The sequence below is a fragment of the Pseudomonas sp. NFACC14 genome (assembly GCF_900106885.1).
In the GTDB taxonomy this organism is placed as follows: domain Bacteria; phylum Pseudomonadota; class Gammaproteobacteria; order Pseudomonadales; family Pseudomonadaceae; genus Aquipseudomonas; species Aquipseudomonas fluorescens_AA.
In genome coordinates this window covers 50,441-72,163 of the sequence record NZ_FNOA01000014.1, presented here as the reverse complement: position 1 = coordinate 72,163, position 21,723 = coordinate 50,441, and the positions used below count along the sequence as shown (strand labels likewise).

Here is a 21,723-nt window from a genome sequence, read left to right as displayed (position 1 = left end):
GTCATCGAATGTGGGAGCGAGCTTGCTCGCGATGGCGGCCTGACATTCAACATCGCCATTGAGTGCCACACCGCTATCGCGAGCAAGCTCGCTCCCACAGCGGCATGAAAAAGCCCCGATCTTTCGATCAGGGCTTTTTTTGTGCCGCGTCTACCGCTCAATCACAACCCATTGGCTGCCTTGAACTCGCGACGGCGACGGTGCAGCACCGGCTCGGTGTAGCCGTTAGGTTGCTTCGTGCCTTCGATCACCAGTTCGACCGCCGCCTGGAAGGCGATGTTGCTGTCGAAGTCTGGCGCCAGCGGCCGGTACAGCGGGTCGTTGGCGTTCTGGCGGTCGACCACCGGCGCCATGCGCTTGAGGCTTTCCATCACCTGGTCTTGCGTGACGATGCCGTGGCGCAGCCAGTTGGCGATGTGCTGGCTGGAAATACGCAACGTCGCACGGTCTTCCATCAGGCCGATGTCGTTGATGTCCGGCACCTTGGAGCAGCCGACGCCCTGGTCGATCCAGCGCACCACATAGCCGAGGATGCCCTGGGCATTGTTGTCCAGTTCGTTCTTGATCTGCTCCGGCGTCCAGTTCGGGTTGACGGCCAGCGGGATGCTCAGGATGTCGTCCACCGAAGCGCGAGCGCGCTTGGCCAGTTCGGCCTGGCGAGCGAACACGTCGACCTTGTGGTAATGCAGCGCGTGCAGGGCGGCGGCGGTCGGCGAGGGCACCCACGCGGTGTTGGCGCCGGCCAGCGGATGAGCGATTTTCTGTTCGAGCATCGCGGCCATCAAGTCCGGCATCGCCCACATGCCCTTGCCGATTTGCGCGCGGCCCTGCAGGCCGGTGCTCAAGCCGATATCGACGTTCCAGTTTTCATAGGCGCCGATCCACTTCTCGGCTTTCATGTCGGCCTTGCGCACCATCGGGCCGGCTTCCATGGAGGTGTGGATTTCATCGCCGGTACGGTCGAGGAAGCCGGTGTTGATGAACACTACGCGTTCGCTGGCGGCCTTGATGCAGGCCTTGAGGTTGACCGTGGTACGGCGCTCCTCGTCCATGATCCCGACCTTGAGGGTGTTGCGCGGCAGGTTCAGCACGTCTTCGACGCGACCGAACAGCTCGTTGGTGAATGCGGCTTCTTCCGGGCCGTGCATCTTCGGCTTGACGATGTACACCGAGCCGGTGCGGCTGTTGCGGCGCGAGGTGTTGCCGTTGAGGCTGTGGATCGCCGCCAGGCTGGTGACCAGGCCGTCGAGGATGCCTTCCGGCACTTCGTTGCCGTGCTTGTCCAGGATCGCGTCGATGGTCATCAGATGGCCGACGTTACGCACGAACAGCAGCGAGCGGCCGTGCAGGGTCACGCCCGAGCCGTCGACGGCGGTGTAGACACGGTCAGGGTTCATGGTCCGGGTAAACGTCTGGCCGCCCTTGGCGACTTCTTCCGACAGGTCGCCCTTCATCAAGCCGAGCCAGTTGCGGTAGATCACCACTTTGTCATCGGCGTCGACGGCGGCGACCGAGTCTTCGCAGTCCATGATGGTGGTCAGTGCCGCTTCCATCAGGATGTCTTTGACGCCGGCGGCATCGGTCTGGCCGACGGGAGTGCTGGCATCGATCTGGATTTCGAAGTGCAGGCCGTTGTGTTTCAGCAGCACGGCGGTCGGTGCCGAGGCATCGCCCTGGAAGCCGATCAGTTGGGCATCGTCACGCAGGCCGCTGTTGCTGCCGCCCTTGAGGGCGACCACCAGTTTGCCCTCGACGATCTTGTACGCGGTGGAGTCGACATGGGAGCCGGCCGCCAGGGGGGCCGCTTCGTCGAGGAAGGCGCGGGCGAAGGCGATGACCTTGTCGCCACGCACCTTGTTGTAGCCTTTGCCTTTTTCCGCGCCATCGGCTTCGCTGATGGCATCGGTGCCGTACAGCGCGTCGTACAGCGAACCCCAGCGGGCGTTCGAGGCATTGAGGGCGAAGCGGGCGTTCATCACCGGTACCACCAGCTGCGGGCCGGCCATGCGGGCGATTTCGTCATCGACGTTCTGGGTCGTGGCCTGGAAATCCGCCGCTTCTGGCAGCAGATAGCCAATGTCTTGCAGGAAGGCTTTGTAAGCCACGGCGTCGTGGGCCTGGCCGGCACGGGCCTGGTGCCAGGCATCGATCCGTGCCTGGAAATCATCGCGTTTGGCGAGTAGGGCTTGGTTCTTCGGGGCCAGGTCGTGGATGACCTTGTCGGCACCGGCCCAGAACGCGTCGGCGGTGAGGCCGGTTCCGGGAATGGCTTCGTTATTCACGAAGTCGAACAGGACTTTGGCGACCTGCAGGCCACCGACTTGAACGTGTTCAGTCATTGCTTGCCTCACTCTGCTCAGCTATTTCGCTTTTCAGCTCTTCGATTTTGACAATGAAGCCTCGGGACATTTAAACCACAAACCCCGGAACCAGTACATGCCATCGCTGGCGGCTGGGTATTCAAGCCTTGCTGACGGGGCTTTTCAGGGATGCGACTGGCCTTAAGCAGACATCGGTACAACAGGGGTGTCGCGATTATGTAGTGCGTGCTGCGGCATACTACATGATCAATTGCGGTTGTGAAAATTAGACTAATTGCGTCGTTCCGCGACCGACTAAAGCAGTACAGTCACGGTGCGGCACGGGATGTTCTCAAAAAACTTATGGATTGTTCCAGATAAATCTAAAATTCGTACACATATTCCGTTGTAGGAGCTGCCGAAGGCTGCGATCTTTTGATCTTTCACTTTGGACTCAATTGATAGGGACAAGATCGCAGCCTCGTTGCACTCGACAGCTCCTACGGGCCGGCGGAAGCGTGTTCCATTGCCGTGAAAGCGCGACCGTGTTGATTTTCTGCCTTGCCTATACTGTCCCTTCCATCAACAAGAGGACTGCGCCATGGACCACCTCGTCATCACTGTCTTCGCCCCGGACAAGCCCGGGCAGGTCGAGCGCATCGCCGATTGCATTGCCGAACATGGCGGTAACTGGCTGGAAAGCCGCATGGCGCATCTGGCCGGGCAATTTGCCGGGATCGTGCGCTTCAGCGCCCCGGCCGAGACCCATGAGAAGTTGATCGAAGCGTTGCAGGGGCTGGCGGCCCATGGCATCCGCGTATTGATCGCTGAAAGCGCCGTTGAGGAGGCCTGTACCTGGAAACCCATCACCATGGAACTGGTGGGCAACGATCGTCCCGGTATCGTGCGGGACATCACCCGGTTGTTGAGCGAGCAGGGCGTCAATGTCGAGCGTCTGGTGACCCATGTCCGGCCGGCGCCGATGAGCAGTGAGCTGCTGTTTCATGCCGAAGCGATCCTGGGCGTGCCTTTGACCTTGTCCCTGGAGACCTTGCAGGAACGCCTGGAGACCTTGGCCGATGAGTTGATGGTGGAACTCAGGCTCAGCGACGAAGTGCAATGAAGGTTATCCAAGGAAAAACTGCGCCTGCCTGTGGATAACCTGTAGAGACCCGGCCCCAGCCCAGGCCCGCCGGGGCTCAGCGGTCAATGATCAAAAAATCACCAGTTTTCAAGGGCTTGTGCACAAACGGCGGGGATCACGCTGTGGATAACCTTGGGAAGGATAAGCGCAGGCCACGGCGGACGTGGCCTGTAGGGATTTGTGCGTTTTCTGATCAGCTGCGCCGGCGCATGCTGATCACCGCATCGACGCTGTACACCGCCAGGCCGGCCCAGATGAACAGGAACGCCACCAGCGTGCTGGACGACAGGTGCTCACCGAACAGCAGCACGGCGAGCAGCAGTACCAGCGTCGGTGCGATGTACTGGAGAAACCCCAGGGTGGTATAGGGCAGGTGCCGGGCCGCGGCGTTGAAGCTCACCAGCGGAACCAGTGTCACGGGGCCGGCCGCCACCAGCCACCAGGCTTCGGAGGTGGTCCAGAACGCGGCCTGGGCACTGGTGGCCGCGGGATTGAACAGCAACCAGGCGATGGCGATCGGCACCAGCATCCAGGTTTCCACCACCAGGCCCGGCAAGGCCTTGACTGGCGCTTGTTTGCGGATCAGCCCATAGAAACCGAAGGTCAGCGCGAGCACCAGCGACACCCACGGCAGGCTGCCCACTTGCCAGACCTGCTGCGCCACGCCGACGGCCGCCAGCCCCACCGCCAGCCATTGCATGCGGCGCAGGCGCTCGCCGAGGATCACCATGCCCAGCAACACGTTCACCAGCGGGTTGATGTAGTAACCCAGGCTGGCTTCGAGCATGCGTTCGTTGTTCACCGCCCAGACGTAGGTCAGCCAGTTGGCCGCGATCAGTGTCCCACTCAGGGCGAGAATCGCCAGGCGCTGTGGATTGTCCCGCAGTTCGCGCCACCAGCCCGGGTGTTTCCAGACCAGCAGCAATGCCGCGCCGAACAGGGCCGACCACAGCACCCGGTGGATGATGATTTCCACTGACGGCACGCTGGCGATGGCCTTGAAGTAGATCGGGAACAGACCCCAGATGATGTAGGCACTCAGGCCCAGGATATACCCGCGACGCGGGTTGGCGGCTTGCATGCAGAATCCTTGCTTAGGCAGCTAACAAAGGCGTGATTGTAAGGAGATTTGTCAGGTTGTGCTGTGAACCTTTGTGAGCGTTCCAGCGCAAATCCCTTTGTGGGAGCGAGCTTGCTCGCGATAGCGATGTGTCAGGCGACAGAGGTGTCGAGTGATCGAACGCCATCGCGAGCAAGCTCGCTCCCACAGAGGGACCCGCAGTAGGTCAGAACAACTTCAACGGCTCTTCATTGAGCGCCGCCAATTGCTCGCGCAATGCCAGCACCTGGTCGCCCCAGTAGCGTTCGCTGCCGAACCACGGGAAGCTGCGGGGAAACGCCGGGTCGTCCCAGCGCCGCGCCAGCCAGGCGCTGTAGTGCATCAGGCGCAGGGCCCGCAGCGGCTCGATCAGCGCCAGTTCACGCGGGTCGAAGTCGTGGAACTCACGGTAGCCGTCCATCAGTTCCGACAGTTGCCCCAGGCACTCCTGGCGATCGCCGGCGAGCATCATCCACAGGTCCTGCACCGCCGGGCCCATGCGGCAGTCGTCCAGGTCGACGATGTGGAACACCTCGTCGCGGCACATCATGTTGCCGGGATGGCAATCGCCGTGCATGCGGATGTTCTGGTGGGGCGTGGCGGCGTAGACCTCTTCGACGCGCTTGAGCAAGTCCCGGGCGACCGACTCATAAGCCGGCAGCAGGCTGCGGGGAACGAAGCCGCTGGCCAGCACGGTGGCCAATGAGTCGTGGCCAAAATTTTTCACGCCCAGGGCTTCGCGATGCTCGAACGGTCGGGTCGCCCCGAGCGCGTGCAGGCGTCCGAGCAATTGTCCCAGGCGATAGAGTTGGTCGAGATTGCCCGGCTCCGGCGCTCGGCCACCGCGACGAGGAAACAGGGTGAAACGAAACCCGGCGTGTTCGTGCAGGCTGGCGCCGTTGTGGATCAGCGGCGCCACCACGGGCACTTCGTATTCGGCCAGTTCGAAGGTAAAGCTGTGCTCTTCCAGGATCGCTTCGTTGGTCCAGCGCTGGGGGCGATAGAACTTGGCGATCAGCGGCTCGGAATCTTCGATGCCGACCTGATAGACGCGGTTCTCGTAGCTGTTGAGGGCCAGCACGCGGGCGTCGCTGAGAAAGCCGATGCTTTCAACGGCATCGAGCACCAGGTCGGGCGTGAGGGTTTCGAACGGATGGGACATGCTGACTCCTGCGCAGCGGCAGGGCTGCCGCGTCCGGCACAGCATGGTAGCGCAGACGGAGGCAGATAGGTGGCGGCTGTACTGACGTTATCGCGAGCAAGCTCGCTCCCACAGGGATAGCGGATCCATTGGACTGCCCCCAAAAGTCCAACTTTTTGGGGGCAGTTCACTTTTGTGGGAGCGAGCTTGCTCGCGATGAGGCCCTGTCAGGCGCCGATGACCCCACCATCTTCCCGGGTAATCACCATCACCGAAGACCGCGGCTTGCCGTTGGGCAGGTGCTCAGGGAAGGTCGAACCACCGTTTTCTCCTGGATGCTGGATCCCGACGAACAAGGCTTTCTGGTCCGGGGCAAAACTGATCCCGGTCACTTCGCAGCCCACCGGTCCGACCATGAAGCGGCGGATTTCACCACTGTTGGGGTCGGCGCAGAGCATCTGGTTGTTGCCCATGCCGGCGAAGTCCCCGGTGTTGCTGACGTCGCCGTCGGTGAGAATCCACAGCCGGCCGGCCTTGTCGAAACCCAGGCCGTCGGGGCTGTTGAACATGTTCTGCGGGTTGATATTGGACGACCCGGCTTTCGGCGTGCCGGCGTGTACCGTCGGGTTGCCGGCGACCACGAACAGATCCCAAGAAAAGGTCTTGGAGGCATGATCGTCGCGGTCGGTGCGCCAGCGCAGGATCTGCCCGTAGACGTTCTTGGCCCGAGGGTTAGGCCCGCCCACCGGTTGGCCGTCTTCGCCGCGCTTGGAATTGTTGGTCAGGGTGCAATAGACCTGGCCGTCTTTCGGGCTGACCACGATCCACTCAGGGCGGTCCATGCGGGTGGCACCCACGGCACTGGCGGCCAGGCGCGCATGGATCAGCACCTCGGCCTGGTCGGCGAAGCCACTGCTGGCGTCGAGGCCGTTCTTGCCGTGGGTCAACTCGATCCACTGGCCCTTGCCTTTGGGATGGTCCGGGTTGCCGTCGCCGGCATCGAAGCGCGCCACGTACAAGGTGCCGTGGTCCAGCAGGTTGCGGTTGGCCTTGGCATTGCGATGATTGATGCGCTCGCGACTGACGAATTTGTAGATGAACTCACCGCGTTCGTCGTCGCCCATGTACACCACGGCGCGACCGTCATTGGTTTGTGCCAGGGCGGCGTTTTCGTGTTTGAAGCGGCCCAGGGCGGTGCGTTTCACCGGCGTGGATTCTGGATCGAACGGATCGATTTCCACTACCCAGCCATGGCGATTGAGTTCGTTGGGGTTCTTCGCCAGGTCGAAACGCGGGTCGTACAGGTGCCAGTTGATCTCGCGGCTGGTGACGGTGGCGCCATAGCGCTTTTGCGCCTCATCGAACTGCAGGTCGGTCTTGCTGCTGCCGAAGCAGTCGGTGAAGTTTTCTTCGCAGGTCAGGTAGGTGCCCCACGGCGTCATGCCGTTGGCGCAGTTCTGGAACGTTCCCAGTACTTTCTTGCCGCTCTTGTCGGCACTGGTTTTCAGCAGGTCGTGGCCGGCGGCCGGGCCACGCAGGCGAATCGGCGTGTTGCCGTGGATCCTGCGGTTGTAGCGCGATTCCTGGACGAACTGCCACTGCCCGCGACGACGCTGGACCTCGATCACCGACACCCCTTCGCTGGCCTGGGCCTTGTGCACGTCTTCGGCCGACTGCGGCTGGCCGCCGTGGGGGAAGAGGTAGCGGTAGTTGGTGTATTCGTTGTTGATCGCCATCAGCGCCCGGTTCTTGTCGCCGGGGAATTCGAACAGGCTCATGCCGTCGTTGTTGTCGCCAAACTGCACTTCCTGTGCGCGGGCTGTTCCATTGCCACTGGGATCGAACGCCGGTGCATTTTTCTGCAGCGGCTGGCCCCAACTGATCAGCACCGAGGCCTTGTAGCCCGGCGGCAGTGTGATGGTGTCGGCCGTGGCCGCGGCGATGCTGTTGAAACCCAGCAGCCGGCTGTTGCCTTCGCTCACGGCGGCGGCCAGCACGCTGCGGCTCAGCAGGTTGCCGCCCAGGAACATCGCCGCGCCGCACAGGGCGCCGGCGCTGATGAAACGGCGCCGGCTCAGGCCGACGATCTTTTCCAGGTCGGTGGATTGGTTTTCTTCTAATAGGCTCATCATCAGGCTCCCTGCTGGTTTTGGCAGTCACCTTAAAGCGGGTCGATGAAGCTATTGTTGCAGCGCGCTACAGCGGTGTGCCGAGCAGCACATTTGTCGCTGAAAACGTCACTTGAACCGGTGAGCCGGCTACCAGGTTCTGCCCTTGCAACTGAAGCGGCTCGGCCAGGGCGCACAGCGTCTGGCCGTTGGGCAGGCCGATGCGCACTTCGCTGGGGCCGTCTTCGGCGGCATCGACCTGCTCGATCATGCCACGCAGCGTATTGATCCCCGGTTTTTCCGCTTGTTCGACGGGGTGTAATTCCAGCCAGCCGGCCTTGATCAGTGCCACCACGTCGGTGCCGGCACCCAGCTCCAGGCGCAGCGTGCTGTCATGGGTGATCTGCGCTTCGATGACCAGGCCCCGGGCCAGTTCCAGGCGTACCCGGTCGTTGTGCCCCTGGGCCTCGATGCCCAGGACCTTGCCATGCAATTGATTGCGGGCACTGGTGCGCAGCATCAGGCGACTGAGCAGGCCCAGGTCGCCGGCGTCTTCGCTGGCTTCCAGCAGTTGCGCCTGCAGTGCTTGCAGGCGCTGGTACAGGCGCAGCACCCGTTGGCCTTCCCCCGACAGCCTGGCGCCGCCACCACCCTTGCCGCCGACGCTGCGTTCCACCAGCGGATGGTCTGCGAGGTTGTTCAACTCATCGATGGCATCCCATGCCGCCTTGTAGCTCAGGCCCGCGCTCTTGGCGGCGCGGGTGATCGAGCCCTGTTCGGCGATGTGCTGCAGCAAGGCGATGCGTTGTGGTCGCCGAACGATGTGCTGGGTCAGGAGCGTGGGCAATGACATGAAGGCAAACCGCGTGCAAAAGTCGATGAACGGACGTTGGCGCCTTGGGCGCGGCACGTCAAGCCGGTTCACCGGGTTTCGGCGTGCGGGCCAGGCAATACACATCGACCCGCGTAGCGCCGGCATCGAGTAACAGGGCGGCCAGGGCCTGGGCGGTGGCGCCGGTGGTGAGCACATCGTCGACCAGCGCCAGGTGACGATTGCGTAACGTTGCCTTGGGCGCGAGGGCGAAGGCCTGGCGCAGGTTTTGTCGTCGGGCCCTGGCGTCGAGGGCCTGTTGGGCGGGCGTATCCTGAGTGCGTCGCAACAGGTTTTCTTCGCAAGGGATCGCCAGTGACCCACTGAGCCAGCGGGCCAGCAGTGTCGCCTGGTTGAAACCGCGCTGGCGCAAACGCCGGGTTGCCAGTGGCACCGGTACCAGTGCGTCGGGCCGCTCCAGCCCTTCGTCGAAATGATGTTGCAGCGATTGCGCCAGCAGTTCGCCCAGCAACCGGCCAAGGGGCCATTTCGCCTGATGCTTGAAGCGGGTGATCAGGCTGTCCACCGGGAAGTCGTAGGCCCAGGGCGCCAGGACTCGCTCGAAAGCTGGCGGTCGCGCGGCACATTGGTCGCAACGCAGTCCGGCCGTGGGCAGTGGCAGGGCGCAAATGCTGCATTGATCGCCGAGCCAGGGCAGCTCGCTTTCGCAAGGGGTGCAGATAGGCTGCGGGGTGTCCGTACTTTCGCCACATAGTAGGCAGTATTGTTTGTTTTTTAACCAGATGTAAACCGGCCTCTTGTATCGTGGTTGACAGCGCATGACTCTTCCTTAAATATGCCGAACATCCGTGTCGCGCCTGTGGGTATTGCATGCCCCAGGCGCCAGCCAAGCATAATCAAGGAAATGCCCATGAGCGCCAGCACCACTGCCAACCTGCGTCATGACTGGTCTTTGGCCGAAGTCAAAGCACTCTTTGTCCAGCCATTCAATGACCTGTTGTTCCAGGCGCAGACCGTGCACCGCGCGCACTTCGACGCCAACCGCGTCCAGGTTTCCACGCTGCTGTCGATCAAGACCGGCGCTTGCCCGGAAGATTGCAAATATTGTCCGCAGTCCGGTCACTACAACACCGGTCTGGATAAAGAGAAATTGCTCGAAGTGCAGAAGGTCCTCGAAGAGGCTGCGCGGGCCAAGGCCATCGGCTCGACCCGTTTCTGCATGGGCGCGGCCTGGAAACATCCGTCGGCCAAGGACATGCCGTATGTGCTGGAAATGGTCAAAGGCGTGAAGGCCATGGGCCTGGAAACCTGCATGACCCTGGGCCGCCTCGACCAAGAACAGACCGAAGCGCTGGCCCAGGCTGGCCTGGACTACTACAACCACAACCTCGATACCTCGCCGGAGTTCTACGGCAGCATCATTACCACCCGTACCTACAGCGAGCGCCTGCAAACCCTGGCCTATGTGCGTGATTCGGGGATGAAGATCTGCTCCGGCGGTATCCTGGGCATGGGCGAATCCCTGGACGACCGCGCCAACCTGCTGATCCAGCTGGCGAACCTGCCGGAGCCCCCGGAATCGGTGCCGATCAACATGCTGGTCAAAGTCGCCGGCACGCCGCTGGAGAATGCCGAAGACATCGATCCGTTCGATTTCATCCGCATGCTTGCCGTGGCGCGGATCATGATGCCCCAGTCCCATGTGCGCCTGTCCGCTGGTCGTGAAGCGATGAACGAGCAGATGCAGGCCCTGGCATTTTTTGCCGGCGCCAACTCGATTTTCTACGGTGACAAGCTGCTGACCACCGCCAACCCGCAAGCCGACAAGGACATGCAATTGTTCGCACGCCTGGGCATCCAGCCCGAAGCCCGCGAAGAACATGCCGACGAAGTGCACCAGGCGGCGATCGAACAGGCGCTGGTGGAGCAGAAGAGCAGCGAGCAGTTTTATAACGCCGCTGTTTGACCACTCACCGATACCCGGATTGGAATGCAAGACCCTGTGGGAGCGAGCTTGCTCGCGATGGCGATGGAACATTCACATTAATGTCGACTGACACACCGCTATCGCGAGCAAGCTCGCTCCCACAAGGGGCTTTGGCCAGTCTTTAAACAGTTGAGGCCTGCATGCCCTTCGATCTCGCCGCACGCCTGGCTGCCCGTCGTGCCGACAACCTCTACCGCCAGCGCCCGCTGCTCGAAAGCCCCCAGGGCCCGCAAGTGGTGGTGGACGGCCAGCCGTTGCTGGCGTTCTGCAACAACGATTACCTGGGCCTGGCCAATCACCCGCAGGTGATCGAGGCCTGGCGCGCCGGCGCGGCGCGTTGGGGCGTCGGGGGCGGCGCCTCCCATTTGGTGATTGGCCACAGCAGCCCTCATCACGCTCTGGAAGAAGCGTTGGCCGACCTGACGGGGCGTCCGCGGGCGTTGCTGTTCACCACCGGTTACATGGCCAACCTCGGCGCGGTCACCGCGCTGGTGGGACAGGGCGATACGGTGCTGGAAGACCGCCTCAATCATGCTTCGCTGCTCGACGCCGGGCTGTTGTCCGGTGCGCGTTTCAACCGATACCTGCACAACGATGCCCAGAGCCTGGCCAGTCGCCTGGAGAAAGCCACTGGCAATACCCTGGTGGTCACCGACGGCGTGTTCAGCATGGACGGCGACATTGCCGACCTGCCAGCCCTGGCCCGTGAGGCAAAGGCCCGGGGCGCCTGGCTGATGGTCGACGATGCCCACGGCTTCGGTCCGCTGGGGGTCCATGGCGGCGGTATCGTCGAACATTTCGGCTTGAGCCAGGAGGACGTGCCGGTGCTGGTCGGCACCCTGGGCAAGGCCTTTGGCACCGCCGGTGCCTTTGTCGCCGGTAGCGAGGAACTGATCGAAAGCCTGATTCAGTTCGCGCGTCCCTACATCTACACCACCAGCCAACCGCCGGCCCTGGCCTGTGCCACGCTCAAGAGCCTCGAACTGCTGCGCGACGAGCATTGGCGGCGCGAACACCTGCAGGTGCTGATCCGCCAGTTCCGCCAGGGGGCCGAGCAGATCGGCCTGCAATTGATGGACAGCTTCACGCCGATCCAGCCGATCCTGGTGGGCGATGCGGGGGGGGCCATGCGCTTGTCGCAAATGCTGCGTGAGCGGGGGCTGATGGTCACGGCGATCCGCCCACCCACCGTGCCGGCCGGCAGCGCTCGTTTGCGGGTGACCCTGACCGCCGCCCACAGCGAGGCCCAGGTGCAGCTATTGTTGAATGCACTGGCCGAGTGTTTTGCCCTGTTGGGAGCGGAGCCAAGCCATGCGTGATCGATTGATTTTGCTGCCCGGTTGGGGCTTGGGTGTTTCTCCGCTGGAACCGCTGGCGGCGGCCTTGCAAGGGCTCGACGAGCACCTGCGGGTGGAAATCGAGCCGTTGCCGGCGTTGCTATCGAGCGACCCCGATGAATGGCTCGAAGAATTGGACGCCACCGTGCCTCAGGACACCTGGCTGGGCGGCTGGTCCCTGGGCGGCATGCTGGCCTCGGTGCTGGCGGCGCGCCGGGGTGAGCGCTGCTGTGGCTTGCTGACCATGGCCAGTAATCCGTCCTTTGTCGCCCACGAACAATGGCCGAGCGCGATGGACGGCCAGACGTTCGATGGCTTTCTCGCCGGCTGTGCAGTCGACCCACGCCAGACCCTCAAGCGTTTCAGCCTGCTGTGTGCCCAGGGCTGCGGCGATCCACGCGGGTTGTCGCGGTTGTTGTCGGCCGGGGCGCCAAGCACTTCGCCTGAAGTATTGATGGCTGGGCTCGAACTGCTGGCGCGATTGGACACCCGCGCTGCGTTGCAGAGTTTCCGAGGCCCGCAACTGCATCTGTTTGCCGGGCTCGACGCCCTGGTGCCGGCCGAGGCCGCGGGTGATTTGCTGGTCTTGTTGCCGGATGTCGAAATCGGTCTGATTGAACAGGCCGGCCACGGATTCCTTCTGGAGGACCCTCACGGTGTAGCGGCGGCGATCCAGGCTTTTTTGCATGAGTCCGGCGATGACTGATTTGTCTCTTCCTCCATTGCCCGGTGCCTTGCCCGACAAGCGCCAGGTAGCGGCTTCGTTTTCCCGGGCGGCGACCAGCTATGACAGCGTGGCCGAGTTGCAGCGCGACGTGGGCCAGCAATTGCTCGGTCGCTTGCCGCCTTCTTTCACGCCGCAACGTTGGCTGGACCTGGGCTGCGGCACCGGCTACTTCACTCGGGCCTTGGGGGCGCGTTTTGGTGCGAGCACCGGCCTGGCGTTGGATATCGCCGAAGGCATGCTCAACCATGCGCGTCCCCAGGGTGGCGCCGCGTATTTTGTCGCCGGTGATGCCGAGCGGCTGCCTTTGCAGGCGGCGAGCTGCGACCTGGTGTTCTCCAGCCTGGCGGTGCAATGGTGCGCGGATTTCGCCATGGTGCTGAGCGAGGCCCATCGTGTGTTGAAGCCGGGTGGGGTGTTGGCCTTCACCAGCCTCTGCGTGGGCACTTTGTACGAATTGCGCGACAGCTGGCGTCAGGTGGATGGCTTGGTGCACGTCAACCGTTTCCGTGCGTTCGAGACGTATCAACGCCTTTGCGCGGCCAGCGGGCTGAATGTCGTCAGTCTTGAAAATCGTCCTCATGTGCTGCATTACCCTGATGTGCGCAGCCTGACGCATGAATTGAAAGCTTTGGGTGCCCACAATCTGAACCCAGGTCGCCCCGGTGGCTTGACGGGCAGGGCGCGGATTCTCGCGTTGGTTGAAGCCTATGAGCAGTTTCGTCAGGCCCAGGGGCTGCCGGCAACTTACCAGGTGGTCTACGCCGTTTTGGAGAAACCGCTATGAGCAAGGCCTATTTCATTACCGGCACCGACACCGATGTAGGCAAGACCACGGTCGCGGCGGGCCTGCTGCATGCTGCGCGACAGGCTGGCATGAGCACGGCTGCCGGAAAGCCCGTGGCCTCTGGCTGCGACGTGACGCCCAAGGGCCTGCGCAACGCCGATGCCTTGGCCTTGCTGGCCGAATGCTCCGTACCGTTGACTTATGCACAGGTCAATCCGGTGGCGTTCGAACCGGCAATAGCGCCGCACTTGGCCGCCCGGGAAGCGGGCGTTGCGTTGACGGTGCAGTCGCTACTCGGCCCGATGCGCGAAGTGCTGGCGCTGGGCGCCGATTTCACCTTGATCGAGGGCGCGGGTGGTTGGCGCGTGCCGCTGGCCGGCCAGGACAATCTTTCCGATCTGGCGATCGCGCTGGGCTTGCCGGTGATTCTGGTGGTGGGCGTGCGCCTGGGTTGCATCAGTCACGCATTGTTGACCGCCGAGGCGATCGCCCGTGATGGCTTGCAGCTTGCCGGTTGGGTCGCGAATATCATCGACCCGGCCACCTCGCGCCTGGAAGAAAACCTGGCAACCTTGGCCGAGCGACTTCCGGCGCCCTGCCTGGGCAGGGTGGCGCGGATCCAGAGCGTGACGGCCGAAGCCGTGGCCGGACACCTGCAACTGGATCTGCTGGATTGAGACCTCGCCAAGGTTTTGCCTATGACACGGCACTGTGCCATTAGTGTTTTTGTCGGGCCTTTTCCCTGGGCTTCTGATTCAATGGCCACTGTCGACCGTTCAAGAAGACGAGTTCTGCCATGGAAATCTCAGGAAGTACCGCGTTCTATGCCGGTCTGAGCACGATTCAGACAGGGCAGAACCGCGTCGATCAGGCCGCCAGCCAGATCGCCAACAACACGATCGAGCGTTCGGTCACCAGCCAGTCCTCGGAAGTCCAGGCCGATCGCTTGCGTTCGGTGGATCGTAGCCAGCAGTCGGACCAGGCCGCTAACATGGTCGAAATGGCCCAAGGCAAGTTCCAAGTGCAACTGGGTGTCAACGTCGCCAAGGCATCCGACGAAATGCTCGGGACATTGATCGATACCTTTGCCTGATCCTGCTCTTCAGATTTGCCAAGACGCCGCGATTATTCGCGGCGTTTTTGTCTCTAACGTCTTATTGCTCAACTAATCTTTTCCTACGCGCATCGCGGATTCTTCAGGGCGATGGGTTTCCTGTGTCCGACATTTTTCTCAGGCTGATGACGAACGGCAAAAGATCGGCGCTTGACAAGATTTGGGCGTAAACGTATGTTTCAAACAACTGTTTGACCGCCACAACAAATCCACGCGGTCGTTCATTCCCGGTTACATCAGCAGAGGTTTATCGCTATGCCTGACTACAAGGCCCCCTTGCGTGATATTCGCTTCGTTCGTGACGAACTGCTTGGCTACGAAGCGCATTATCAGAGCCTTCCGGCTTGCCAGGATGCAACTCCGGACATGGTTGACGCCATTCTCGAAGAAGGCGCCAAGTTTTGTGAGCAGGTGCTGGCTCCGCTGAACCGTGTGGGCGACATCGAAGGTTGCACTTGGAGCGAGTCCGGCGTGAAAACCCCGACCGGTTTCAAGGAAGCCTACAAGCAATTCGTCGAAGGCGGCTGGCCGAGCCTGGCCCACGACGTCGAGCATGGCGGTCAAGGCCTGCCGGAATCCCTGGGCCTGGCGGTCAGCGAGATGGTCGGTGAAGCCAACTGGTCGTGGGGCATGTACCCGGGCCTTTCCCATGGCGCGATGAACACGATTTCCGAGCACGGTACGCCCGAGCAGCAAGAGGCCTACCTGACCAAGCTGGTTTCCGGCGAATGGACCGGCACCATGTGCTTGACCGAACCGCACTGTGGCACCGACCTGGGCATGCTGCGCACCAAGGCCGAGCCTCAGGCCGACGGTTCCTACAAGGTTTCCGGTACGAAGATCTTCATTTCGGCCGGTGAGCACGACATGGCCGACAACATCGTCCACATCGTGCTGGCACGCCTGCCGGATGCACCGGCTGGCACCAAGGGCATTTCGCTGTTCATCGTTCCAAAATTCCTGCCTAACGCCGACGGCTCCATCGGCCAGCGCAACGCGGTGAGCTGTGGTTCCCTGGAACACAAGATGGGCATTCACGGCAACGCCACTTGCGTGATGAACTTCGACGCGGCCACCGGTTACCTGATCGGCCCGGCGAACAAAGGCCTGAACTGCATGTTCACCTTCATGAACACCGCACGCCTGGGCACTGCGCTGCAAGGCCTGGCCCATGCCGAGATCGGCTTCCAGGGCGGCCTGAAATACGCTCGCGACCGCCTGCAAATGCGTTCCCTGACGGGGCCGAAAGCGCCAGACAAGGCCGCCGACCCGATCATCGTGCACCCTGACGTGCGTCGCATGCTGCTGACCATGAAGGCCTTCGCCGAAGGTAACCGGGCAATGGTGTACTTCACCGCCAAGCAGGTCGACATCGTCAAGTACGGCGTGGACGAAGAAGAGAAGAAGAAAGCCGATGCGCTGCTGGCGTTCATGACGCCGATCGCCAAGGCTTTCATGACCGAAGTCGGTTTCGAATCGGCCAACCATGGCGTGCAGATCTACGGCGGCCACGGCTTCATCGCCGAGTGGGGCATGGAGCAGAACGTTCGCGACAGTCGTATCTCGATGTTGTACGAAGGCACCACCGGCATCCAGGCCCTCGACCTGCTGGGCCGTAAAGTGCTGATGACCCAGGGCGAGGCACTCAAGGGCTTCACCAAGATCGTCCACAAGTTCTGCCAGAGCAACGAAGGCAACGAAGCGGTCAAGGAGTTCGTCGAACCCCTGGCTGCGCTGAACAAGGAATGGGGCGAGCTGACCATGAAGGTCGGCATGGCGGCCATGAAGGATCGTGAAGAAGTGGGCGCGGCATCGGTGGACTACCTGATGTACTCCGGTTACGCCTGCCTGGCCTATTTCTGGGCCGACATGGCGCGCCTGGCGGCGGAAAAACTCGCGGCCGGCACCACCGAAGAAGCCTTCTACACCGCCAAGCTGCAGACCGCGCGCTTCTACTTCCAGCGCATCCTGCCGCGTACCCGTACTCACGTGGCAACCATGCTGTCGGGCGCGAACAACCTGATGGACATGAAAGAAGAAGACTTCGCGCTGGGTTACTAAGCCTTACGCGATTCTTTGAAAAAAGCCGCTGCTTCTTCGGGAGCAGCGGTTTTTTTTCGCCGCCGACAAACGCGCGCCTCAAGCACCAGCAGGCTTCAAGTCGCCGAATTTCTCACTGTGGAAATCCAGCCGCGTCTTCAAATTCCATCACCTGTCCCTGCAACGCGTCGAAACGGTCCATAGCGGCCCATTTGTTGTGGTTTTTGGAATAGATAAGTCAATTTCATCCCGTTTATTCACAGGCGGTCAATCGACATCATGGGGTTGTGGGCTGACAACCTTCGCCCCATGTGGGCTCGGCCGGTGCCGATCCCGTGAAACCAGCTTCATCGCACGTACCGGAAAGGAATTGACCATGAAAGTGAACATCACTCTTGCGGCCTGGTGCCTGATCGCCGCTGGCGATCGCTTCCCGCATCGTATTGCCCTGTCTGGCCTCTTGACGTCACGGTGGGTACCTGCGACCCGGGAGGTGAGTCATGGCCAATAATGCATTTTTCACTCATCTGAAGGTGGTGGTGGGTGAGTCGGTCATTGCCTCATCAGCCGCCACCCTGAGCGTGATGGCGCTGGAGGTTCCGGTGTGGGCCATGTTTGTCGGGTGGATTTCATTCTTTACCCGCGGGCTCAACCTCAAGCAAGGGGCGATCAACCTGGCCTGCGTGTTGATTGGCATCGTTCTGGGGATCGGTGCGGCCCATGCCATGGCTGCCCTGACGCCTGTTCTGGGCGGCTATGCCATCAGTGCAGTGGTGTTCGCCATCACGGTCATTGCGCTGTCTTTGGCCAAGGCGCCGGTGTTCAACAACCTGCTCGGTTTCTTCCTGGGGCTGGTGGCGTATTTCGCATCGCACCAACCCCCGTCGCTCACAACCTTCGGGATGCTGGCCCTGGCCGGGACGCTGGGAGCGACAGCGGCCCTGCTGGCGCATTCGCTGCAAAAGCGGGTTCGCCAGGGCGCTGGTCATTGACGCGAGAGGTCCAGCATCTCGCCAGCAAGTGCCGGCCGCGTTAGCGGGGTGGCCCGAAAACCTCATTCATAAAAAGGACTACCGAGATGGACACGTCACGAAGTAAATCCGGGATGACCTCCATGGGAACCACTGCCTCTCGAGAGCGCCTGCTGTTTCCGGCGCTGGATGGGCTTTACACCCGTGCGGAACCGGTTTTGTATGCAGTGCTGCGCTTTGCGTTCGGCGCTGTCATGTTCACCCACGGCCTTCCAAAAGCCCTGGGGATATCCCACGGTTCCATGGCGGACCCCATGGCGGGCTCCATCAACCTGATCCAGAACGTCATGGGCTTGCCGTTCGCCGCGCAATGGGCGGTTCTGGTCATGCTTCTTGAAACGATCGGCGCGGTCATGCTGGCTGTCGGGCTTTGGGCGCGCCCGGTCGCGTTCATGATGGCGGTGCAAATGGTGGCTATCAGCTACGCGCTTGGCCCCACTTGGCCGTGGATCGATCGCGGCATTGAATTTCCCGTATTGATGGGATTTCTTGCGCTCTATATTGCCGTTCGCGGTAGCGGCCACTTTGCGGTGGATCGCAAGCTCAGGTTTTCCATCTGAGCAGGCGCAGTTGTTTGCATGAAAATTCTGTAACAACAATTGCTCCGACAAGGCCTTAAGAAAACCTCCCGCCCTGCCGTTACAGCGATGGCAGTGTGACATCTGTCACATCTCGCGTGCCTTACTGTTCCAGTTGCAGGCACAATGCCATCTTTGATCAGCCGGGTCGGAGCTTTACCCTTGCCGCGTTCTTCCGCTGTACGTTTGAGCCATTTCCTACCGTCGTTGCTGTTGTTGGTGGCGGGGCTTGCGGCTGCCTACGTCAAGGATCTCAACGTTTTCTTCACTTCGCTGTTCAACGTGCTCCCGACGCTGGTGTTGCTGCTGGGCGGTGCGTATTGCGCGGTCTATCGTCGCCAGCGTGAACTGTTTCTGATGGTCACGGTGTATATCGCCTACTTTCTCCTGGACACCCAGACCGACTTTTATCGCGATAACGGCAAGGTGCGCGAAGACGCGGCGGTGGTGTTCCATCTCGTCTGCCTGTTGTTGCCGCTGCTGTTCGGGCTGTTCGCGGCGTGGCAGGAGCGCACCCACCTGTTCCAGGACATGGTGGCGCGGTTCGCAGTGTTGCTGGTCTTTGGCAGTGTGGCGCTGGCCTTGGAGCAGAGTTTTCCCCAGGCCTTGTTGTTGTGGCTCTCGGAGATCCGCTGGCCGGCGTTGCACGGTACCTGGATGAGCCTGATCCAATTGTCCTACCCGATGTTCGCCGCCGCGTTCCTGCTGTTGGCCTGGCAATACTGGCGCAATCCCCGGCCACTGCACGCCGCACAACTGGTGGGGTTGCTGGGGTTGTTCTGGATGCTGCCCAAGACCTTTATCCTGCCGTTCACCCTGAACATCATGTGCAGCCAGGTGATGTTGATGATCGCCGCGGCGGTTGCCCACGAGGCCTATCAAATGGCCTTCCGTGACGAACTCACCGGCCTGCCGGGCCGGCGGGCACTGAACGAACGCATGCAGCGCCTGGGGCGCAACTATGTGTTGGCGATGAGTGACGTGGACCATTTCAAGAAATTCAACGACACCCACGGCCACGACGTGGGCGACCAGGTGCTGCGCCTGGTCGCCAGTAAGTTGTCGAAGATCGGCGGTGGCGGTAGGGCATATCGCTACGGCGGTGAGGAATTTGCCCTGGTGTTCGCAGGCAAGACCATCGACGAGTGCATGCCCCATCTGGAGGTCATCCGCCAGTCCATCGAGACGTATGCCATCCAGCTGCGCAACCCCGATAGCCGTCCCCAGGACGACCAGCAAGGCCGCCAGCGTCGCTCCGGCGCGGGTGCTTCCAGCGTATCGGTGACGGTCAGCATCGGCGTCGCGGAGCGCCTTGAGCAACGCACGCCCGAAGAAGTGCTCAAGTCCGCCGACCAGGCGCTGTATAACGCCAAGGGCGCGGGGCGTAACTGTGTGGTTGCCTTCGGCCAGAACCGCCGCGGCGCGGTGCGCATGGAAGCCGCGGGTTGAGTGATGACGGCGCATTCAGCGTCTGGACTGTGATTGTGGGTCGGGGTGGCCGGCAGTAGGTTGAAACGATCTGCTACCGGAGAAAACCACCATGCCCGAGTACAAAGCCCCCCTGCGCGACATGCGCTTTCTGATCGATCACGTCTTCGATTTCCATGGCCGTTATGCCGAGCTGGGCGCCAGCGATGCCAGCCCGGACATGGTCAGCGCGATCCTCGAGGAAGGCGCCAGATTCTGTGAAAACGTGCTGGCGCCGCTCAATCGCTCCGGTGATGAAGAAGGCTGCCATTTCGACAACGGCGTAGTCACCACGCCTACAGGCTTCAAGCAGGCTTTCGCACAGTACGTGGAAGGCGGCTGGCACGGCTTGGCGGCAGATCCGGTTTATGGTGGCCAAGGCTTGCCCAGCTCCCTGGGCCTGGTCATCAGCGAGATGATCGGTTCCAGCAACACGTCCTGGGGCATGTACCCGGGCCTGACCCACGGTGCCATGTCGGCCATTCATGCCCACGGCACTGAAGAGCAGAAACAGACCTACCTGAGCAAACTCACCGCCGGCCAGTGGACCGGCACCATGTGCCTGACCGAAGCCCACTGCGGCACCGACCTGGGCATCATCAAGACCCGCGCCGTGCCCCAGGCCGACGGCAGTTACGCGATCTCCGGCAGCAAGATTTTCATCTCCGCCGGCGAACACGACATGAGCGATAACATCATCCACCTGGTGCTGGCCAAGCTGCCCGACGCCCCCGCCGGGACCAAAGGCATCTCGTTGTTCATCGTGCCCAAGTTCCTGCCCGACGCCACGGGTGAGGCCGGGGCGCGCAATGACGTTTCCTGTGGCTCGATCGAACACAAGATGGGCATCAAGGCCTCGGCCACTTGCGTGTTGAATTTCGATGGGGCCAAGGGGTTTCTGATCGGCGAGCCGAACAAGGGCCTCAACTGCATGTTCACCATGATGAACCACGCCCGGCTTGGCACCGGCATGCAGGGCCTGTGCCTGGGTGAGGCGAGCTTCCAGGGCGCGATCAAATACGCCAACGACCGTCTGCAGATGCGCGCGCTGACCGGCCCCAAGGCGCCGGAAAAAGTCGCCGACCCGATCATCGTCCATCCCGATGTGCGCAGGATGTTGCTGACCATGAAGGCCTTCAACGAAGGCAACCGGGCACTGACCTATTTCACCGCGCAACTGCTCGATACCGCCCACCTGAGCCCGGACGAAACCGCGCGCCAGGAGGCCGAGGACCTGCTGGCGTTTCTCACGCCGATCTGCAAGGCTTTCATGACCGACACCGGGCTGGAAGTCACCAACCACGGCATGCAAGTGTTTGGCGGTCACGGCTTCATCCGCGAGTGGGGCATGGAGCAGTTGGTGCGCGACTGCCGCATCGCGCCGATCTACGAGGGCACCAACGGTATCCAGGCCCTGGATCTGCTGGGGCGCAAGGTGCTGGGTAGCCAGGGTAAGTTGTTGCGTGGTTTCACCAAGATTGTCCATAAGTTCTGCGCTGCCAACGCGCAACATCCGCAGCTCAAGGCGTACGTCGCGCAACTCGATGGGCTCAATCAGCAATGGGGTGAACTGACCACCCGGGTCGGCATGGCGGCCATGAAGAATCCAGATGAAGTGGGTGCCGCCTCGGTGGACTACCTGATGTACAGCGGCTACATCATCCTGGCCTACCTGTGGTTGCGCATGGCCTTGGTGGCCCAGGCGCAACTCGACAGCGGCAATGGTGACGGCGATTTCTGCCAGGCCAAACTGGCGACCTGCGAGTTCTACTTCAAGCGGTTGCTGCCACGTACGACCGCCCATCGGGCTGCCATCGAGGCGGGGAGCGAGTGTTTGATGACGCTGCCGGCAGCGTTGTTTGCCCTCTGACTGAACCTTGGCGAGGGAGCTTGCTCCCGCTGGGCTGCGTAGCAAGCGCTCTTTTTGTGAGTGCTGCGCACTCAAGCGGGAGCAAGCGCCCTCGCCGCGATTAATCTTCAAATCCCGCTTGTGACCAAAAATAATAAAACGGTCATGGGTTGACCCTATGTGTC

General features: G+C 61.8%; 18 protein-coding genes. 12 read left to right on the top strand and 6 right to left on the bottom strand.

What is annotated here, in order from left to right:
- Positions 1–161 precede the first annotated feature (161 nt).
- On the bottom strand, positions 162–2,339 hold the full coding sequence (locus tag BLU85_RS20040; protein ID WP_092202739.1) for a malate synthase G: 2,178 nt from the start codon (positions 2,337–2,339) through the stop codon (positions 162–164).
- Positions 2,340–2,901: 562 nt separating this feature from the next.
- Between BLU85_RS20040 and BLU85_RS20035 the strand changes: the two genes are divergently transcribed.
- Positions 2,902–3,423, top strand: a complete 522-nt coding sequence (locus BLU85_RS20035) for a glycine cleavage system transcriptional repressor (RefSeq protein WP_092202737.1) — start codon at positions 2,902–2,904, stop codon at positions 3,421–3,423.
- A gap of 214 nt (positions 3,424–3,637) precedes the next feature.
- Here BLU85_RS20035 and rarD read toward each other — a convergent pair whose 3' ends face one another.
- The 5 genes from rarD to BLU85_RS20010 all read right to left on the bottom strand — a co-directional run bounded on the left by rarD (position 3,638) and on the right by BLU85_RS20010 (position 9,444).
- Positions 3,638–4,525, bottom strand: a complete 888-nt coding sequence (gene rarD, locus BLU85_RS20030; RefSeq protein ID WP_092202735.1) for an EamA family transporter RarD — start codon at positions 4,523–4,525, stop codon at positions 3,638–3,640.
- 205 nt (positions 4,526–4,730) lie between these two features.
- Positions 4,731–5,705: a serine/threonine protein kinase gene (locus BLU85_RS20025; RefSeq protein WP_060740323.1), complete on the bottom strand. Its 975-nt coding sequence runs from the start codon at positions 5,703–5,705 to the stop codon at positions 4,731–4,733.
- Between the two features lie 206 nt (positions 5,706–5,911).
- Positions 5,912–7,813 (bottom strand): PhoX family protein, encoded by a 1,902-nt coding sequence (locus BLU85_RS20020; RefSeq protein ID WP_092202733.1) that lies wholly within the window; start codon positions 7,811–7,813, stop codon positions 5,912–5,914.
- A gap of 67 nt (positions 7,814–7,880) precedes the next feature.
- Positions 7,881–8,645 (bottom strand): TOBE domain-containing protein, encoded by a 765-nt coding sequence (locus tag BLU85_RS20015; RefSeq protein WP_092202731.1) that lies wholly within the window; start codon positions 8,643–8,645, stop codon positions 7,881–7,883.
- A gap of 58 nt (positions 8,646–8,703) precedes the next feature.
- On the bottom strand, positions 8,704–9,444 hold the full coding sequence (locus BLU85_RS20010) for a ComF family protein (RefSeq protein WP_092202729.1): 741 nt from the start codon (positions 9,442–9,444) through the stop codon (positions 8,704–8,706).
- Positions 9,445–9,534: 90 nt separating this feature from the next.
- On the opposite strand from BLU85_RS20010, the gene bioB reads away from it, so the two are divergent.
- From bioB to BLU85_RS19955, 11 genes are all read left to right on the top strand, one after another.
- Positions 9,535–10,590 (top strand): biotin synthase BioB, encoded by a 1,056-nt coding sequence (bioB, locus tag BLU85_RS20005; RefSeq protein WP_092202727.1) that lies wholly within the window; start codon positions 9,535–9,537, stop codon positions 10,588–10,590.
- Positions 10,591–10,751: 161 nt separating this feature from the next.
- Positions 10,752–11,930 carry an 8-amino-7-oxononanoate synthase gene (gene bioF / locus BLU85_RS20000; RefSeq protein WP_092202725.1) on the top strand — a complete coding sequence of 393 codons (1,179 nt, stop codon included), beginning with the start codon at positions 10,752–10,754 and terminating at the stop codon, positions 11,928–11,930.
- Positions 11,923–12,654 (top strand): alpha/beta fold hydrolase, encoded by a 732-nt coding sequence (locus BLU85_RS19995; protein WP_092202723.1) that lies wholly within the window; start codon positions 11,923–11,925, stop codon positions 12,652–12,654. Before bioF ends, BLU85_RS19995 begins: the two co-directional genes overlap by 8 nt.
- Positions 12,647–13,459: a malonyl-ACP O-methyltransferase BioC gene (gene bioC, locus BLU85_RS19990; RefSeq protein ID WP_092202721.1), complete on the top strand. Its 813-nt coding sequence runs from the start codon at positions 12,647–12,649 to the stop codon at positions 13,457–13,459. Before BLU85_RS19995 ends, bioC begins: the two co-directional genes overlap by 8 nt.
- Positions 13,456–14,136, top strand: coding sequence for a dethiobiotin synthase (bioD, locus tag BLU85_RS19985; protein WP_092202719.1), 681 nt, complete (start codon positions 13,456–13,458; stop codon positions 14,134–14,136). Before bioC ends, bioD begins: the two co-directional genes overlap by 4 nt.
- Before the next feature lie 119 nt (positions 14,137–14,255).
- Positions 14,256–14,552, top strand: coding sequence for a pyrroloquinoline quinone biosynthesis protein PqqE (locus BLU85_RS19980; RefSeq protein WP_092202717.1), 297 nt, complete (start codon positions 14,256–14,258; stop codon positions 14,550–14,552).
- Positions 14,553–14,828: 276 nt separating this feature from the next.
- On the top strand, positions 14,829–16,634 hold the full coding sequence (locus tag BLU85_RS19975) for a phenylacyl-CoA dehydrogenase (protein ID WP_092202715.1): 1,806 nt from the start codon (positions 14,829–14,831) through the stop codon (positions 16,632–16,634).
- A 479-nt stretch (positions 16,635–17,113) separates the two neighbouring features.
- Positions 17,114–17,605, top strand: a complete 492-nt coding sequence (locus BLU85_RS19970) for a DUF1097 domain-containing protein (RefSeq protein WP_092202713.1) — start codon at positions 17,114–17,116, stop codon at positions 17,603–17,605.
- Positions 17,606–17,691: 86 nt separating this feature from the next.
- Positions 17,692–18,204: a DoxX family protein gene (locus tag BLU85_RS19965; RefSeq protein WP_256326592.1), complete on the top strand. Its 513-nt coding sequence runs from the start codon at positions 17,692–17,694 to the stop codon at positions 18,202–18,204.
- 180 nt (positions 18,205–18,384) lie between these two features.
- On the top strand, positions 18,385–19,671 hold the full coding sequence (locus BLU85_RS19960; protein ID WP_092202711.1) for a GGDEF domain-containing protein: 1,287 nt from the start codon (positions 18,385–18,387) through the stop codon (positions 19,669–19,671).
- A gap of 91 nt (positions 19,672–19,762) precedes the next feature.
- Positions 19,763–21,559, top strand: coding sequence for an acyl-CoA dehydrogenase C-terminal domain-containing protein (locus tag BLU85_RS19955; protein WP_092202709.1), 1,797 nt, complete (start codon positions 19,763–19,765; stop codon positions 21,557–21,559).
- Positions 21,560–21,723: the final 164 nt, after the last annotated feature.